Origin of the sequence: Pseudomonas sp. O230 (assembly GCF_045447035.1) — a bacterium.
In the GTDB taxonomy this organism is placed as follows: domain Bacteria; phylum Pseudomonadota; class Gammaproteobacteria; order Pseudomonadales; family Pseudomonadaceae; genus Aquipseudomonas.
Map to the genome: position 1 here is coordinate 56,954 of NZ_JBJGXN010000017.1, position 16,474 is coordinate 73,427.

At 55.8% G+C, this 16,474-nt stretch carries 13 protein-coding genes; 6 read left to right on the forward strand and 7 right to left on the reverse strand.

Annotated elements, in window-relative coordinates:
• Positions 1 to 20: 20 nt before the first annotated feature.
• Genes ACI77H_RS29155 through ACI77H_RS29170 form a run of 4 tightly spaced genes read right to left on the reverse strand, consistent with a single transcriptional unit; the run spans position 21 to position 4,051 of the window.
• Positions 21 to 1,367, reverse strand: coding sequence for a glutamine synthetase family protein (locus ACI77H_RS29155; protein ID WP_407015315.1), 1,347 nt, complete (start codon positions 1,365 to 1,367; stop codon positions 21 to 23).
• A 32-nt stretch (positions 1,368 to 1,399) separates the two neighbouring features.
• Positions 1,400 to 1,957 (reverse strand): helix-turn-helix domain-containing protein, encoded by a 558-nt coding sequence (locus ACI77H_RS29160; protein ID WP_407015317.1) that lies wholly within the window; start codon positions 1,955 to 1,957, stop codon positions 1,400 to 1,402.
• Positions 1,958 to 1,992: 35 nt separating this feature from the next.
• Complete coding sequence (speB, locus tag ACI77H_RS29165; RefSeq protein WP_407015318.1) at positions 1,993 to 2,961, reverse strand: agmatinase; 969 nt, start codon at positions 2,959 to 2,961, stop codon at positions 1,993 to 1,995.
• Positions 2,962 to 2,971: 10 nt separating this feature from the next.
• Entirely contained in the window at positions 2,972 to 4,051 is a 1,080-nt protein-coding gene (locus ACI77H_RS29170) for an extracellular solute-binding protein (RefSeq protein ID WP_407015319.1), read from the reverse strand.
• 110 nt (positions 4,052 to 4,161) lie between these two features.
• On the opposite strand from ACI77H_RS29170, the gene ACI77H_RS29175 reads away from it, so the two are divergent.
• Complete coding sequence (locus ACI77H_RS29175) at positions 4,162 to 5,070, forward strand: LysR family transcriptional regulator (protein ID WP_407015320.1); 909 nt, start codon at positions 4,162 to 4,164, stop codon at positions 5,068 to 5,070.
• A 260-nt stretch (positions 5,071 to 5,330) separates the two neighbouring features.
• Here the strand turns inward: ACI77H_RS29175 and ACI77H_RS29180 are convergent, their stop codons facing one another.
• On the reverse strand, positions 5,331 to 6,242 hold the full coding sequence (locus ACI77H_RS29180) for a LysR family transcriptional regulator (protein ID WP_407015322.1): 912 nt from the start codon (positions 6,240 to 6,242) through the stop codon (positions 5,331 to 5,333).
• Positions 6,243 to 6,349: 107 nt separating this feature from the next.
• Between ACI77H_RS29180 and ACI77H_RS29185 the strand changes: the two genes are divergently transcribed.
• The 4 genes from ACI77H_RS29185 to ACI77H_RS29200 all read left to right on the forward strand — a co-directional run bounded on the left by ACI77H_RS29185 (position 6,350) and on the right by ACI77H_RS29200 (position 12,923).
• Complete coding sequence (locus tag ACI77H_RS29185) at positions 6,350 to 8,089, forward strand: amidohydrolase (RefSeq protein ID WP_407015324.1); 1,740 nt, start codon at positions 6,350 to 6,352, stop codon at positions 8,087 to 8,089.
• A gap of 86 nt (positions 8,090 to 8,175) precedes the next feature.
• A complete protein-coding gene (locus tag ACI77H_RS29190) occupies positions 8,176 to 8,916 on the forward strand; it encodes a TorF family putative porin (RefSeq protein ID WP_407015325.1) in 741 nt (246 codons plus the stop codon).
• Between the two features lie 56 nt (positions 8,917 to 8,972).
• Complete coding sequence (locus ACI77H_RS29195) at positions 8,973 to 10,541, forward strand: long-chain-fatty-acid--CoA ligase (RefSeq protein WP_407015326.1); 1,569 nt, start codon at positions 8,973 to 8,975, stop codon at positions 10,539 to 10,541.
• 951 nt (positions 10,542 to 11,492) lie between these two features.
• Positions 11,493 to 12,923, forward strand: coding sequence for an IS1182 family transposase (locus tag ACI77H_RS29200; protein ID WP_407015327.1), 1,431 nt, complete (start codon positions 11,493 to 11,495; stop codon positions 12,921 to 12,923).
• A 250-nt stretch (positions 12,924 to 13,173) separates the two neighbouring features.
• Here the strand turns inward: ACI77H_RS29200 and ACI77H_RS29205 are convergent, their stop codons facing one another.
• Entirely contained in the window at positions 13,174 to 14,700 is a 1,527-nt protein-coding gene (locus tag ACI77H_RS29205; RefSeq protein WP_407015335.1) for an MFS transporter, read from the reverse strand.
• A 192-nt stretch (positions 14,701 to 14,892) separates the two neighbouring features.
• Here ACI77H_RS29205 and ACI77H_RS29210 point away from each other — a divergent pair, with 192 nt between their 5' ends.
• Positions 14,893 to 15,762: a LysR family transcriptional regulator gene (locus ACI77H_RS29210; protein ID WP_407015329.1), complete on the forward strand. Its 870-nt coding sequence runs from the start codon at positions 14,893 to 14,895 to the stop codon at positions 15,760 to 15,762.
• A 135-nt stretch (positions 15,763 to 15,897) separates the two neighbouring features.
• On the opposite strand, the gene ACI77H_RS29215 is transcribed toward ACI77H_RS29210, so the two are convergent.
• Positions 15,898 to 16,335 (reverse strand): hypothetical protein, encoded by a 438-nt coding sequence (locus tag ACI77H_RS29215; protein ID WP_407015330.1) that lies wholly within the window; start codon positions 16,333 to 16,335, stop codon positions 15,898 to 15,900.
• Positions 16,336 to 16,474: the final 139 nt, after the last annotated feature.

Here is a 16,474-nt window from a genome sequence, read left to right on the forward strand (position 1 = left end):
CGAGCAGTAACCACTCGAAATCAGAGAAACCAGCGGTATTCACGGACACTGATTTCGTGCTGGAGCGCTAAATGATCCTGGCGTTTGTTTTCGCAGTACACGTCGACAAACTCGGCCCCTAACCCTTCGCGAACTTGACGCTGTTGCTGCATGGCGCGAACGCCATGGAGAATGTCCAGAGGAAAATCAATGCCACTGCTTCGGTCTTCATTTAGCGGTGCTATAGGGTCGAGACGATTCTCCAATCCCTGCTCCATACCGACCAGAATCGCGGCCAGCACAAGGTACGGGTTGGCGTCGGCACCGGCGATTCGGTGTTCGATGCGCAAGTTCTTCGCGTCCGATTCGGGAATACGCACGCAGGCATCACGATCCTCGTAACCCCAACTGGCACGCGCTGCGGAATTTACTGAGCCACCCAGGCGGCGGTAGGCATTTTGATTAGGAGCAAAAATCGGCATGCAAAACGGCAGCAACTCCAGGCATCCAGCTACCGAGTGGCGCAATGCTTGTTGCTCGTTGGCCGCCAATAAGTTGTTGCCATCAGCGTCGTACAGGCTGACGTGTACGTGCATGCCGCTACCTGGATGTTCCAGATAGGGCTTGGCCATAAAGCTGGCACGGTAACCATGTTTCAGCGCTACTCCACGGGTGCTACGGCAAAACAAGGCAGCCCAGTCCGCGGCACGCAGACCGTCGTCTAGATGGCCGAAATTGATTTCGAACTGACCAGGGCCGAGCTCAGCGGTAATCACGGTAGTGTCGATACCTTGTGCCCGTGCGGTTTCGACCATGTCATCGAGTACCGGAGCAAAGCGCGATAGGCGCTCGATGTGCATGTTGGGCTGATCGTCGCCATCGTCCGAGCATTCATCACGGGGAAATTGAGGCAGCCCATCGAGCAATTTTTTATCGAACAGATAGAACTCCAGTTCGAACGCCACCACCGGATGAATGCCTTTGGTGCGCAGGCGTTGCAGCACCTGAACGAGCACTTCCCGCGGCTCGAACTCGATAGGCGTCGCCGTGCCATCAGAGGTAATCAGCATCTGACCTACCGGCTGCGCTTCCCAACTTACGAGCTTCAGCGTACCCGGTACCAGACGGCGCACAGCATCCGGGTCACCGTCATTGAAGCAGTAGTCGCCGATTTTGAACAAACCACCCTGCACACCTAGCAGCACACAGTTTTGGGGCAGCTTCAGAGCGCTTCCGGCGGCAACCTTTTCCAACATGTCTACCGGGTAACGTTTACCGTAAAAGTGCCCCGGAATATCCAAGGCAATCAGGTCGACGTAGCGGACCTGCGGGTTGCGCAGGCGGAAGGCACGCACTTCAACCAACAGGTCTGCACTGGCAGCATTCATAGTTGTTTTTCCTTCGTTTTTTATAGGTGTCATCAGGTGTAAACCCAAATGACCCGGGTCGTTTGTTCAGTGACGTTGCCGTAGCGACAAAGGGTGTGGCGGGCCAACTGAAAGCTGTCTCCAGGGAACAAGGTGATTGGCTCGTCGTCATCGCCCAGCCATAACTTCAACTCTCCCTCCAGGATGTAACCGCCTTGCTCGGAGCCGTCATTCATATACCGCTCACCACTGTTGGCACCGGCCTCCAGCTGGCTTTCGAGCATGGAGAAAGGCGCTGATAGCTTCGGCGAGACTAAAACGTCAGTAATACCATTGGCGAAATACAGCGCCCGTCGCTCATCCGGTCGAGTCACCCAAGGCAATTTCTTGGGTTTTGGCAAGCTATAGAAATACGTGGTTGCCACCCCGAGGGCTTCACTGATCGCCGTCAAATCCGCCACAGTTGGACGTGATAGACCGCGTTCGATTAGCGAAAGAAAATCGACCGTACAGCCAACTTTCTCCGCCAGCTCCATCAGAGTGCACTTCCTGTGCTCACGCAGGTCATGGATAAGGATCGCCAACGCCGCTATTTCTTCTTGCTTGTTCATGCCAAGAGCTCCAAAAGTTGACTCGTCGTGCAGATTTAACTGACGGGTAATTTGTGCCGCGCGGTATATAGGCAAACCATTTCCATAGCGATGGTCGCACCGGCCAGCGCCGTCACTTCCGCGTGGTCGTAAGGCGGCGAGACTTCCACCACATCCATTCCGACCAGGTTAATACCGCGCAACGCACGCAGGATTTCCAGTGCCTGATGCGTACTCAATCCACCGCAGACCGGAGTACCCGTACCGGGTGCGAAGGCCGGGTCGAGACAGTCGATGTCGAAGGTCAGGTACACCGGGTTATCGCCTACCCGCGCACGAATCAGCTCGGCAATAGCCTTCGGTGAACTGCTGAGAACTTGCCGGGCATCGAGTACCTGGAAGCCCATCGTGTCGTCATTGGTAGTGCGAAGACCGATCTGCACAGAGCGACCCGGATCGACCAAGCCCTGGCGGGCGGCGTGGTAGAACATAGTGCCGTGATGAATCCCCTGCTCGCTGTCATCGGCATCTGGCCAGGTATCACTGTGAGCGTCGAAGTGCACGAGCGACAAAGCGCCGTGCCTCTTCGCATGGGCCATGAGCAATGGGTAACTAATAAAGTGGTCCCCACCCAGCGTCAGCATCCCGCAGCCCGCAGCCAGAATGTGATCGGCATGCGCTTCGATGGCGGCGGGCGTATTCTGCGGCTGTCCATGGTCGAAGTTGCAATCGCCGTAGTCGATCACAGCCAAATGATCGAGTGGATCAAACTCCCATGGGAAAGGGCGCTCCCACGCCGACTGGATTGAGGCAGCACGGATTGCCCTTGGTCCGAAGCGAGTGCCCGGGCGATTGCTGGTAGCGGTGTCGAACGGTATGCCACTGACGACCAGATCGACGCCGTTCAAATCACGCGTATAACGCCGGCGCATGAAACTGGTGATGCCGCCGTAGGTCGGTTCAGATTGCGTGCCGTACAGACTTTCACGGGTGATGGCCAGGTCGTTACCCTGAAATACTTCCATGGTGGAATCCTTAAATTTTGGTGCGGAACGTGGTCCACAGACGAGTGCGATCGCGCTGGGCGCGTAGCGGCAGTAGCTGCTCGCTGAACAGGCGGTCGCGAACTTCCTGAGACGGATAGATATCTGGGTCACTCGTCACGGCCGTATCGATCAACGGCGTGGCCGCCTTGTTGGCGTTGGCAAAGAACAAGGAATTGGTCAGCGCGGCAATGGACTCCGGGCGCAGCATGAAGTCGATGAAGGCACGAGCGGCTTGTGGGTGCGGCGCATCCACTGGAATGGCCATGGAATCGAACCATAGCAGGGTGCCTTCGCGCGGAATCCGATAGATCACCTCGAACGGCTGCTTGGACTCACTGGCTCGGGCAGCGGCTATCGCAGCGTCGCCGTTGTAGACCAAGGTCAGACACACGTCCCCCTTGGCCAGGTCGTCAATCTGCCGACTGCTGTTGATATATCGCAGATTCGGCTGAAGTTGGGTCAGCAGTTGCTGCGCCTGCTTCAGCTCGTTCGCATCAGTGCTGTAGGGCGAGTGGCCGAGGTAGTTGAGGACGATACTGATCACTTCCTGCGGGGAATCCAGCACGGCGATACCGCAGTCCTTGAGCTTGCTTGCATATTCAGGCTTGAACAATAGATCGAGGCTGTTCAAGGGGGCATCTGGAATCCGTTTGGCCACGGCCTGCTTATTGATGCCCAAGCCTACCGTACCCCAAGCGTAAGGCACCCCATACTGATTGCCAGGGTCGCTGGAAGTCAGCTTGAGCAGCAGATCTGGGTCAAGGTTGGCGTAATGCCTAAGCTGCGCGTGCTCGATGGGTTGCACCGCCCCTGCTTTAATCGCCACCGCCAACGAGTTGGTGGAGGGGAAAACCACATCGTAACCACTGTGTCCAGTGAGCAACTTGCTGTCTTGCTCCTCGGCGCTAGAGAAGACGTCGAGTTTGACTTCGATTCCAGTCTCATTTTTGAAGCGCTGCAGCACCTGATCGGGGATGTACTCGGTCCAGGTATAAATACTCAACTGCGTATCGGTGGCCTGAGCCCCAAAGCACAAGCACAAGCAGAACAAACCTATCAAGGCACGCATGACATAACTCCTCGGTTAGCATCGATGCGCGAATCCTATGCCCTGCCATATCTTGAATAAATATGAAGTGTGCTACCTTGGCATTCACCGCCATCAATGTTTGGAGCTACATGTTCAATCAAGTGCACGATGTTGATCTGCAACTACTGCGCTTGTTCGTCTGCGTGGTGGAATGCGGCGGTTTCAGCGCCGCCCAGGGTGAGTTGAGGATCGGCCAGTCGACCATCAGCACACAGATGGCCAAACTCGAAACGCGCCTCGGCTATCGTCTCTGCGAACGCGGCAAGGCGGGCTTCCGCCTGACCCCCAAGGGCGAGCTGGTCCTGCAAGCCACGCGTAACCTGTTCTCTTCCATCGAAGTATTCAAGAGCGAGGCCCAGGGGATGGCCGACAAACTGCTCGGCGAACTGTCTATCGGCCTGTCCGAAGCCCTCGACTCGAAGGTGATCGAGCGTATCTCGCACGCCATCGGGTGTTTTCGCAAGCGTAACCAGGATGTGCAGATCAAGTTACTCAGTGCCATGCCGGCAGAGTTGGAACGGCGCCTGTTGCAGAACCAGTTGCACTTGGCCATCAGCTACTTCTCCGGCCAGCAAAGTGCTCTGAATTACCATCCTCTGTTCGAAGAACAGCAACGACTCTACTGCGGTAAGGGGCACCCGTTATTCGGTGTTCCGCACCCCGGCCAGATGCAGTTGAGCGCCTGTGACGGAGTGCTCCACCCCTACCGCTTCACAAGCTCAGTCGAAGCATTCAAGCCCAACTACAGTAGTGTGAGCACCGAGCAGGTCGAAGGCAGTCTGGCATTTATCCTGTCTGGCGCGCACATCGGCTACCTGCCCCGCCACGTCGCTGCGCCTTGGCAAGCCCGAGGCCTGTTGCAGGTACTAGGTCCCGCGACTTTTGAATTCAGCGTGCAATTCCATTTGGCCAACCATAGTGCCCGCCAACCAAGTGAGGCACAGCAAGCTTTGGTTGAAGATTTGCTGATGGCGTTCGCCGAACCGGAGGACGTTTGACTGGGAACCAGCGACGCGCCTACCTCAATGAAGCGCATCCTTACCCAAGTAATCACGAAGACACTCGACGACGGCCTGGTGCTTGCGGGTGATGCCCTAGAAATGGCGGAACAGACCGAAGTTTAACCACCCACTGCAGCGGTCGATGCTAGACCTTCGTTATCCGACCCATAGCATCCGGTCATGCACGGGGACTATCCACTGATGGCCGGCATAAAATCTTCCCAGAGAGCGCGGTTGTTCAGTACCTCGCTGCCCCTTTAATGCAGCGCCTCTTCTTCCAGGTAGTTACCAAGACATTCAATAAAAGCCAGGAGTTTGCGTGTGTGGCGTCTGTGTGCCGGATAGATCACATGGACTGTAGAACCGAATTGCTCCGGATCCGGGCCTATATCGGGGAGCAGTTGCACCAGTTCGCCACGCCGCAAATAGGGAGCAGCACTCCACTGTGGACAAAATTGCAATCCCTGCCCATCCAGCAGTGCATTAAGCAGAAGATCATAGTTGTCGCTAGATAGGCGAGGCACAGGCTGCAATATGCGCCGGCGTTCACCTTCATGGGTCAACCACCAGTAATGCGGGTTCAGTGCAGGGTGTCGATAGATCAACCAGTCATGTTGATCGAACGTTTGCGGTATGACTTCAAGAGGCTTGCGCTGCAGATATCGTGGGCTTGCGTAAAGTCGGATACGGTTGACGGTCAGTGGTCGGGCGATCAGATCCGGCCCCACAGGTCCGTCACGTACAGCAAGATCGTAGCTGCCCTCAAGCAGGTCCACGAACTCTTCGGTGAGAACTACCTCAAGACGCATCTGTGGGTACCTATCAAGAAAGCGGCAGCACACCGCATTCAGAAACGCTGGAGCGTAGGACGGTGGCGCCGCTACTCGCAAGGTGCCACACATCTCCTGCTGGAGCTGATCAAGATCTTCCCGGGCTTGCTGTAGCTGAAACAGCACCTGTCGAGCGCTTGCCAGATAGATCTGCCCGGCCTCGGTCAGGGCAATTCGGCGGGTAGAGCGCTCAAAAAGACGTGTGCCCAATTCCGTCTCAAGGTGGGTTACCGCCCGGGTCAGAGCCGACGTGGTTTTGCCCAGATGCGAAGCCGCGCGCGTAAAACTGCCTTGATCTGCCGTGGCGACGAACATAGTGATAGCGCCAAGCTGGTCCATTCGCTTTTACCTTTCTGGAAAGTATGTCTTTCGGGGTTTAGGTATTCTTAACATCGCCTCGTTTGGATAGTCTCCCGAACACTCTAATAAGAAAAGGTGTTCAGGCAATGAAGAAGGTTCTCGGGACGACACTGGCAATTGCGGTCGCTTTTGCATCAATGGAAAGCATGGCGGCTGTGGACTTGCTCTTGTACAACGCAAAGGTGTTCACGGCTGAGCCGGGTCAGCCGCTGCAACAAGCGGTCGCAGTCGCCGATGGCCGTATCCTCAAGGTCGGCAGTGATGTCGAGATTCTTTCGCTCAAAGATGCCATGACCCAAGTGGTGGATTTGCAGGGTAAAGTCGTCATGCCAGGCTTCATTGACAGCCACAGCCACGCGGTCTTTGGCGGCGTGAAGCTAAAGGCGGCAGATCTCGAGGGCCAGATGTTGGCCTTCGACGAACTGGAGCAGCGTTTGCGCGCGTGGCGAGACGACGGCAAGGCGCGGCACGGAGACAGTCTGGCGGTCGGTGGTTTCCCCTCCACTTACTGGAGTGAAGTGGCTCAATTTGAAAAGCGCTTCAATCATGGCGAATGGGCCGATACACCGATTGCTTTCATCGGCTGGGATTATCACACCGGCTGGGCCAACGCGGCGATGCTCAAGCGAGCAGGCATCGATGCCGAGCGGGTCAAGTCGCTTAAAGGCGAAGCCGTGGCGACCATCGGCCATCATGAGGACAGTACCCCCAACGGCTTCGTGGCTGACGCGGGTTTGTCTGCGGTGATGTCGCAATTGCCTGCGCCGACCTTTGATCAACTTATGGCCGCGGGCCGCGCGGCGCGTGACCTGAACCACAGCCTGGGCATCACCGCCCTTATGGACCCGGCGGCCAATGCCATGCCAGCCGATGGGCTGTTCGACTTCAAGCCCACAGCGCACACGCTTGGGGTGTTGCCCGTCTATAAAGCACTATCGGAAAAAGGTGAGCTTCAGTTGCGGGTAGCCGCGCTGATGGTTGCCAATCCGAAAAGCGCGCCGGCGGATCTGGATGTGCTGGATCAGGTAAGGAAGCAGTTCCTTGGCGTCGAAAATCTCAGCCTGCCGGGCATCAAGATCTTTGCCGATGGCGTCGCCGAATTTCCGGCACAAACCGCGTCGTTGCTCACCCCCTACAAGAATTCAAAGAAAGGCGGGGAGTTGTTGATCGATCCCGCTCACTTCGGTGAACTGGTCAGCGCCGCGGACGCCCGTGGCTGGCTGGTGCATGTGCATGCCATCGGCGACCGGGCGGTACGCGAAGCGCTCAATGGGATCGAGCAGGCCAGGCATGACAGACAGAGTGGCGTGACGCATTCGATCACCCATTTGCAGATGGTCAATCCCAAGGAATTCGCCCGTTTCAAACCCTTGAATGTCATTGCTTCCATGCAGCTGTACTGGGCGTCAGCGGATGAGTTGAGCGTTGATTTGCTGAAGCCCTACATCAGTGCAATGCAGTTTCAGTTCATGTACCCGGCGCGTTCGCTGCTGAAAAACGGCGCGACCATTGCGGGTGCCAGCGACTGGCCGGTCAGTACGCCCAATCCTTGGAAAGCTATTGGGCAGGCCATCAGTCGCAAAGGCCCCAAGGGGGTGCTCAACAAGGATGAGGATATCGATCGGGAAACGATGTTCTATGCCTATACCCGCAACGCCGCCCGCGCGATCGGTTTAGATAAAGAGATTGGCTCTGTCACCGCGGGTAAACAGGCTGACCTGATTGTTCTTGATCGCGATGTATTCAACGTGCCTGAAGAGCAACTCGCCGACACCCAGGTACTCAAGACCTATTTTTCCGGGCGCGAAGTTTACAGCCACCCGTAATCCTCCAACGTCAGCCTGACCTTTGCCCTTCGGGGCATGGGAGGGCGAAGCCTAGCCTGCCAATAATAATAAACAGGATTCAACCTATGCATCGTCTTGCTATTACGACCCTTGTCGGCTGCGCGCTTTTTCCCTTTGGTGCGGGCGCCGTGACGCTGACCGACAACTTGCAACTGGAGCTGAAGCCGCAGGTAGTCAGCGACTACCGTAGCCGCGGACTGTCGATGACGCTGGGTGACCCGGCCGCGCAGTTGGAGGCCACATTGATACACAGCAGCGGTGCCTATGCGGGCGTATGGACTTCAAACGTCGACTTTGGGGTGAACCTGAAAACGCGGCTGGAACAAGATTACTACGCAGGCTTTTTCATTCCATTCAATGACGATGTCAGCCTTGATGTGGGGTATCTCAAGTACACCTATGCCAAGGAAGCACAATTGAACATGAGTGAGGTCTACGCCATTCTCAAAGCCTATGGCTTCAAGTTCGGCAGTTACTACTCCAACGACTTGAAGAACTTTGTCGGGAAAGACCAGGACACGCTCTACACCTACTTGGGGTACAGCCATGAAATTGTGGATCAGGTCGGGTTGGAGGTCCGCTATGGCCGTTTCGACTTCAAGGATGATGTGTTTTTGTCAAACAGTGGCAAGGCCCGTGGTGATTATCGCGAATGGGAAGCCAAGCTGACCCGCAGCGCATTTGGAATCAACTGGGGCCTTAGTTACGTCGACACGGACCTTTCCAAGAGCGAGTGCGCGAGTTACTACGGTTACACCGATGTGTGCACGGCGACTGTAGTGGTCAGTGCCAGCAAGACGTTTTGATCAAACCTTCAGTTAAGAAACTTGCAACTCTTTAAAAAACAAGGCGGGAGATTTCGATGTACTTGACCCAAGGGTTGCATCGCCATATGCAACAGCGTCCCGAAACACCGGCCATTCGTTACCAGGGTCGTAGTCTGAGCTTTGCCCAATTGGGCGAACGAGTCGCCCGTCTGGCCGGCGCACTAAAAGGCCTGGGTGTGACCAGCGGCGAGCGGGTGGCGATGCTTTCGCTGAACTCGCAGCGGTACATCGAATACTGTCTGGCGGTCCCTTGGGCCGATGCCGTGCTCAACCCGGTGAACATCCGTTGGAGCGCTGCGGAAATCGTCTATTCATTGGACGATTCTGAAACCTGTGTACTGATCGTCGACGATAATTTCCTGGATCTGGCAGGAAAAATCAGCGCTGCTGCGAAAACCCTGCGCCTGATGATTTATGCCGGCGACGGCGAAACTCCGCCGGGCATGCTCAACTACGAAATGCTGATCACCCAGTATGAACCGGTCGAAGATTCCCTTCGTGGTGGCGATGCGCTGCTGGGCGTCTTTTATACCGGTGGAACCACGGGCTTCCCCAAAGGGGTAATGCTCAGTCATAACAATCTCGTGTTATCAGCCCTGGCCACTTTCGACCAGACAGGGATCGGACCTGAGACCATCTTCTTGCATGCCATGCCGATGTTCCATATAGCCGATCTGTCGGCAATGGTCTCACTGTTCATTAGCGGCGGTACGCATGTGGTGTTACCGACCTTCAAACCGCAGGAGGTACTTGAATGCATCGGCCAGGAACAAATCAGCAATACCAGGCTGGCGCCGACCATGCTGCAGATGCTCCTCGATTGGCGCGAAGTCAATCCCGCTGCGGCCCAACTTGATCTGAGCGCGCTCAGGAAAATCACTTATGGCGCTTCGGCAATCTCCCCGGCACTGCTCGACCAGGCCCGCCAGTCCTTTTCGGCAGCTGATTTCATCCAGGGCTACGGCATGACCGAACTGTCTCCCTTCGCCTGCATCCTCGATGCCGAGTATCACTGCGAGGAGCATCAGCGCAGCGGCAAGATGTACTCGGCGGGGGTGCCGGTCAATTGCGTCGAAATCCGTATCGTCGATGCCGAAGATCGGGAGGTGCCGCGTGGCACCGTGGGGGAGATCGTCGCACGCGGGCCGAATGTCATGCTCGGTTACTGGAACAACGTGCAAGCCACTGCCGAAGCGCTGCGTAATGGCTGGATGCACACCGGCGATGGCGGCTACATGGACGAAGATGGCTTCGTCTATATCTGTGACCGGCTGAAGGACATGATCGTGAGTGGCGGGGAGAACATCTATACCGCCGAGGTCGAAAACGCCATCGTCAGACTTCCGGCCGTTACCCAAGTTGCAGTCATAGGCATTCCCAGCGAAAAGTGGGGCGAGACGGTTCACGCAGTGATCGTTTGCAACCCTGGAGCACGCATCTCCGAGCAGGAGGTTATCGCCCACTGCCGCGAATGTATCGCCGGTTACAAGGTTCCGCGTAGTGTCGAGTTCCGGGAATCGTTGCCATTGTCCAGTGTCGGGAAGGTGTTGAAAACCGAGCTGCGCAAGCCATTCTGGGAGAACTGCGCTCGTCAAATTGCCTAGAACGCCGGTGCGCAATGCAGCAATTGGCTACTTGAACCGCGATAAATCGCATTGGCAGTAACACTGACGAAGTGCTGATTCAGAAGACTGGTTCGACTTGGCATTGTCTGCACCTTGGATACGGTGCAGATCATCAGGCGACACGCAGCCATAGCTAGCGAAGGCTTTCCCATGGCTTTTTTGGCTTGGCTGCAATTGCAGTGGGAGAAGTGCGTTAGGTCATGACAAGTTTTTGACATTTAACGTTCAACAACGACAGCATCCCTAGAAGGCATCAGATATTTAGAGGCGCCCTGAACCTAGTAGCCGCAAATAAACAGGCAGAATTGTTATTGTCGACAGACTGCTTTTGGCCCAGAGTGTGTAAAAACGCCAAGGGGCTTCACTTTTAGGTTCTTCACCTGTCGGAAATCTATAAGCCTCGTGTCCCCGCACTCATACCGTCTTGACGTTAACAGCTGCGCCGATAGTGCCTCTGGAAACAGATACGATGTAGTCGGCGGCTCTTTGGCAGAGGGTGGCGTGCGATGAACGGATTACGAGGGTAAGAGGCATGAGCGAGAGCGGGTCAATGTCGATACGTTCTCCTGATGTGCCGCGAAGCGACAATGTCAGTTCCGTCCATTGGCGATCATCTGAACCTGCGCAGTCACCGTCAGAGTCAACATCACATCCGGTTCCCCATAGATGTTCAGCAATGCAATAGAAGGCCGGCAATGGTCTTTCTGGCGTGATTTGAATGGAATAGCAAGTAGACATGATTTGTTGGCCGTGCCTATCTGTCAGGAGGAGAAAGGGTATCTCGGAGCCTGAGGCTGAGCAATAGAGTCGCTGCTCCCAGACCGTCTATATATAGGCATCCATTGGTGTCTGCGATTGCCCCGGCGTATGTAGAAACGACTCCGTGATCCCTTGCTATGATTGCTGAGGATTTTATCGCGGGGATTGCCTATGAAGCGCTTTATCCAAGGTGAACACCGAGGCCAAGGCACCTTACTTCCCGAAAGCCTCGACGACTACGTCAGCGATACCAATCCGGTACGCGTAGTTGACGTTTTCGTCGACGAACTCAACTTGGTCAATCTAGGTTTTAAAGGTGCCATTCCAGCCGATACTGGACGGCCGGCTTACCACCCCGCAATCCTGCTAAAGATCTACATCTACGGCTATCTCAACCGCATTCAGTCGAGCCGGCGGCTGGAACGAGAAGCTCAACGCAACGTGGAGCTGATGTGGTTGACCGGGCGTTTGATGCCGGATTTCAAGACCATCGCCAACTTCCGAAAAGACAACAGCAAGGCCATCCGAGGCGTCTGTCGCCAGTTCGTTATGCTGTGTCAGCAGTTGGGACTGTTTGGAGAACATCTGGTCGCCATTGATGGCAGTAAATTCAAAGCAGTCAACAACCGCGACCGCAATTTCACCAGCGCCAAACTGAAGCGGCGCATTGAAGAAATTGAATCGAGTATCAACCGTTACCTGGTGGCACTCGATGCTGCCGATCGGCAAGAACCCACAGCTTCCGAGCCCAGTGCCGTGCGGCTGGAAGAGAAAATCGCCAAGCTCAAAACTCAAATGAAGGAGCTTCAAACGATCGAAATCCAGCTCAATGAATCGCCGGATAAACAGGTCTCACTGACCGATCCAGACAGCCGTTCCATGATGACACGCGGCACCGGAATCGTCGGCTATAACGTACAGACAGCGGTCGATACCCAACACCATTTGATCGTTGCACATGAAGTCACTAACGTCGGTTCCGACCGCGATCAACTCAGCTCGATGGCCATGCAGGCCCGCGAGGCTGTCGCGTCAGAAACGTTGTCGGTAGTGGCTGATCGAGGTTACTTCAAAAGCGAAGAGATCCTGACTTGTCACGATGCAGGCATCACGGCCTATGTGCCCAAGCCGATGACCTCTGGAGCCAAAGCGGAGGGGCGTTTCAATAATGATGCCTTCATCTATGGCGCGGCAAAAAACGAATATATTTGCCCAGCCGGAGAAGCACTGATCTGGCGCTATACCAACGTTGAAAAAGGCCTAACGCTGCACCGTTACTGGAGTTCGAAATGCAGGGGCTGCGCAATGAAATCGAGGTGCACCCCGAGCACGGAACGACGAATTCGACGCTGGGAACATGAAGCTGTACTGGAGGAAATGCAGGCCCGGCTAAGCAAGGCACCGGAGATGATGCGAGTCCGAAAACGGACTGTTGAGCATCCCTTCGGGACGCTCAAACAATGGATGGGCGCCACGCATTTTCTGACACGAAAGCTGAACGGAGTAAGTGCAGAGATGAGCTTGAACGTCCTTGCCTACAACCTGAAGCGGGTCATGAAAATTCTCGGTATCAGCAGTTTAATGAAGGCACTGTCGGCCTGAAGAGGTCTTTATTTTGACCACCCAGCAAGGTAGAAGCAACGCAGGGGGCTCCCAGGCCCAAGTGATGATCCGCAGGGCTTGTTGTGAGCAACTACTCAGCTAACAGCCGTCGGCGCTTCGCGCCGACAGTGTACAAATGCGTTTTTACACACTCTGGGCCGTTTGCTGCCAATCACCACCGGCAGCTTCGGATCGAAACGGTCTGTCGTGACAGGTAGAGATCGGCCAGAAGCCGTCCTTCGGTTTACAGTCACGGCTGAGAATAAATGGCTTTGCCCGAACGGAAGACCCACCAGCTCGCCGCCACCAGCATCCATGCAGCAAGACCGCCATACAGCATCACCCAGCCAAACCCATTTGCCAAAGCCGCGTTGGCGACATCGATCGCAATCGTAGTCCCTTGGCCCGGCAGAGCGGACACGGCAGTGTTGCCGGCAGAAATACTCTCCGCCAGCAACCTCAGTTGCCCGTCATCGAACGAGCCCGATAGCTGGTTGCGCAGGGAAGACAGAATACCTTCCACCAAGATGAACCCCATGAGCGCGATATTGATTGCAAGACTGATCATGCGAGCGCTGATATCGATTCCCGATGCCATGCCGGCACGCTCACTGGGCACCGATCCGGTGGTTGTATTGGTGACTGGCGTGTTGGTCAGCCCCAGTCCAACCCCGGCGATCAGGCAGCCTGGAAGCATCGTCAACCAGCTGGCATGCGCGACACTGCTGCCCCATTTCATCAACAGGAACCCCAGACCTATGGTGAATAAGCCTGCGGGAATGACTACGTCTGGTCGATAGCGCAGCGCCAGCCGTTCGCCTAGCGGGGGGATAACCAGCGTCGGCAGTGTATAGGCCAGCAGAGCCAGACCGGTGCCGACACTGGCGTAGCCCAGGCCATTTTGAAAGTACAGAGGCAGGTAAATCATGAATGGCCAGAAGCTGAAATTCATACCTGCCGACCCAAGCAACGCACCCGAGAATCGGCGAATGCGCAATACCGAGAAGTCGAACATGGGATCGACATGGCGGCGCTGCACGGCAGCAAAGACGATCACACTGACGGTGGCTACAACCAGGCTTGCGATGGCTGAACCGCTGGAGAAACCCGTCCCCGCGCCCTGCGTGATGAACCAGGAAAGACCTAACACTGCCAGCGACAGCGAAATAATGCCCAACACATCCAGCCTGCGACGCTGCGGATCGACTGACTCGTCAACACCGACGATCACCAGCACCAACGCGAACACGGCAATTGGCCCATGCACCAGGAACACCCATTCCCAGCTCGACAACGCCACGATCGCAGCGCCGATAATCGGACCGAACCCCAAGCCGATGCCAAACACGATCCCCCAGGCACTGAAAGCTCTACCGCGCGCAGCTCCCGACTGGAATCGGTGTGACAGCACTGCAACCTGACAGATCAGCATGGCGCCGCCGGACATCCCTTGAAGGAATCGGCTTGCGATCAATACGCTGGCGCTGTGCGCGAATCCACAGCCCAGAGAGGTAATGCCAAACAGCACCAGGCTAATGATAAATACCCGCTTGCGCCCATACCGATCCGCCAGTGTGCCGATGGCCATCAGCACCGTGGTGCAAGCGATGGTGTAAGCATTCATGATCCACTGCATTTCTTTGAAATCGCTGCGCAGAATCGATTCAAGAGTGGGAAGGATTACCGGCACACTCGAGATTTCCAGACCGAACATCAATGAGGCCAAGCAAACGGCGGCTATTGTGAAAACATCTTTTTGCGACGAGGAGAACGGCATCGTGATCTTCCAGATCAAGTTGATGGGCACTGGCAAGACCGCCCTGAACGCCATCAGGGGAGCGACACACTAGATTCGCCAGCGTCACCTGGCGCAAGTCCAAGTGACCGACCGCATTCTGGAAGTAATTAATAAATGACAGAAATGATTTAATTTCGTAAGTTTTATTAATATTCGTCATGAGTTGAGCTAATGGACTTCGACCCAGCGCTGTTGCGCGCTTTTGTCGCGATCAACGAGACCGGTAGCTTCACCCGTGCCGCCGAGCGACTGCACTTGAGCCAGTCAGCAATCAGTCATCAGGTCCGGCGCTTAGAGGAACAGGCCGGCACCACACTACTGATACGTAACACCCGGCATTTGACGCTGACAGAAGATGGCGAAGATTTTCTACGTCATACCGAACACGTCCTCAACGCTCAAGACGCCCTCTCCCGGCGCTTCGAAACGTCATCGGTATCCGGGGCCGTGCGCTTCGGTACGCCGGAAAACTTTATCGGTGACGGCCTGCCGTCGTTACTGTCTCGGTTCGCCAGACAATTTCCCGCAGTACGCCTGGATGTAACAGTCGGCACCTACCTCGATCTACGCGCGCTGGTCGATGCCGATGGGCTCGATCTGGCCGTGGTCATGGCATTGCCAGGCAGTCAGGCCGGCGGTACCGTACTGCGCGAAACCCGGTTTGTCTGGGCCGCAGCACAGAGTTTTGAGTTTACCGGCGATGCGCCTTTGCCGCTGGCATTTGCACCAGCGCCCTGCGTGCACCGTCAGGTGGCCGTAGAGGCATTGAAAAGTTCTACCGTGGATTGGCGAGTCGCCTTTACTTCGCCAAGCCAACAAGGCCTGCGGGCAGCGGTATTGGCGGGGCTTGCCGTCACCGCTCTACCGCTGGAAGACCTAGAGCCCGGCATGGTTGTGATTGACGGTCAATATGGCCTGCCACCACTGGTGGAGGCTGATTTCCGACTCGTCTGGAGTGTCACCGGAAAGACACCTGCGGCCAGCGTGTTTGGGCAGTTGCTGGTGGAGATGCCTAAGTCGCCATTAGCCCACACAACCTGACTGTCACGGCAATCCTGGATAAGTGCCCTGCCGATTGAAAATGATTGCCTGGTGTCGATTCGGGTCAGTTGCGGAAGTCGGAAGTCGGCCAACTCCTGCCTGTAGCGACCGGCAGAAACCGACCCATAGCTGTCATTAAATTGAGGTAACGAAGCGGGTTTCGAGGCCTACACTTACTGGCGGTAGCGCATTAATCAATACGACGGCATCGTCGCCCTGGTTAAGGTAGATCAATGAGTCACCGATCTCGAACGTAACTCTGAATCCGGCCAGCCAAGGCTCTTGCCCGTTGAAAGAGTCAAGAATCCCCTCAACTGCGCAAATTTTTGTGTTCTCGAGGTGGGTTGCTGATAGACCTGCAAGCAGGTTTTCCCTCTTCCAGGAGCAGGTCACGTTCGGCTCTATCTCGAAGGAAGCCGGCGTATCAGAAGGCAACAAGTCCGCGCCTACTCTCTCGCCATCACTCAAGAGATACATGGATAGAACTTCTCGCTCGCCAAAACGCCACTCTAGAGAACCTATGTCTCCCAGATCTTTCTCGTTGTTGAAATAGTACTGGTCGTGCAGCAGCACGCTCAGCCGCCTTCCCAAAAGAGAACGTGCATTTTGCAGGTCTAGGACAGCTCTTGTAGGGGATGGGGAGTGTCGGCTAGACATCGGGCACCTCATATAGGTGGGAAGAGAGGCAGATACTACACAAACGCCATTACGT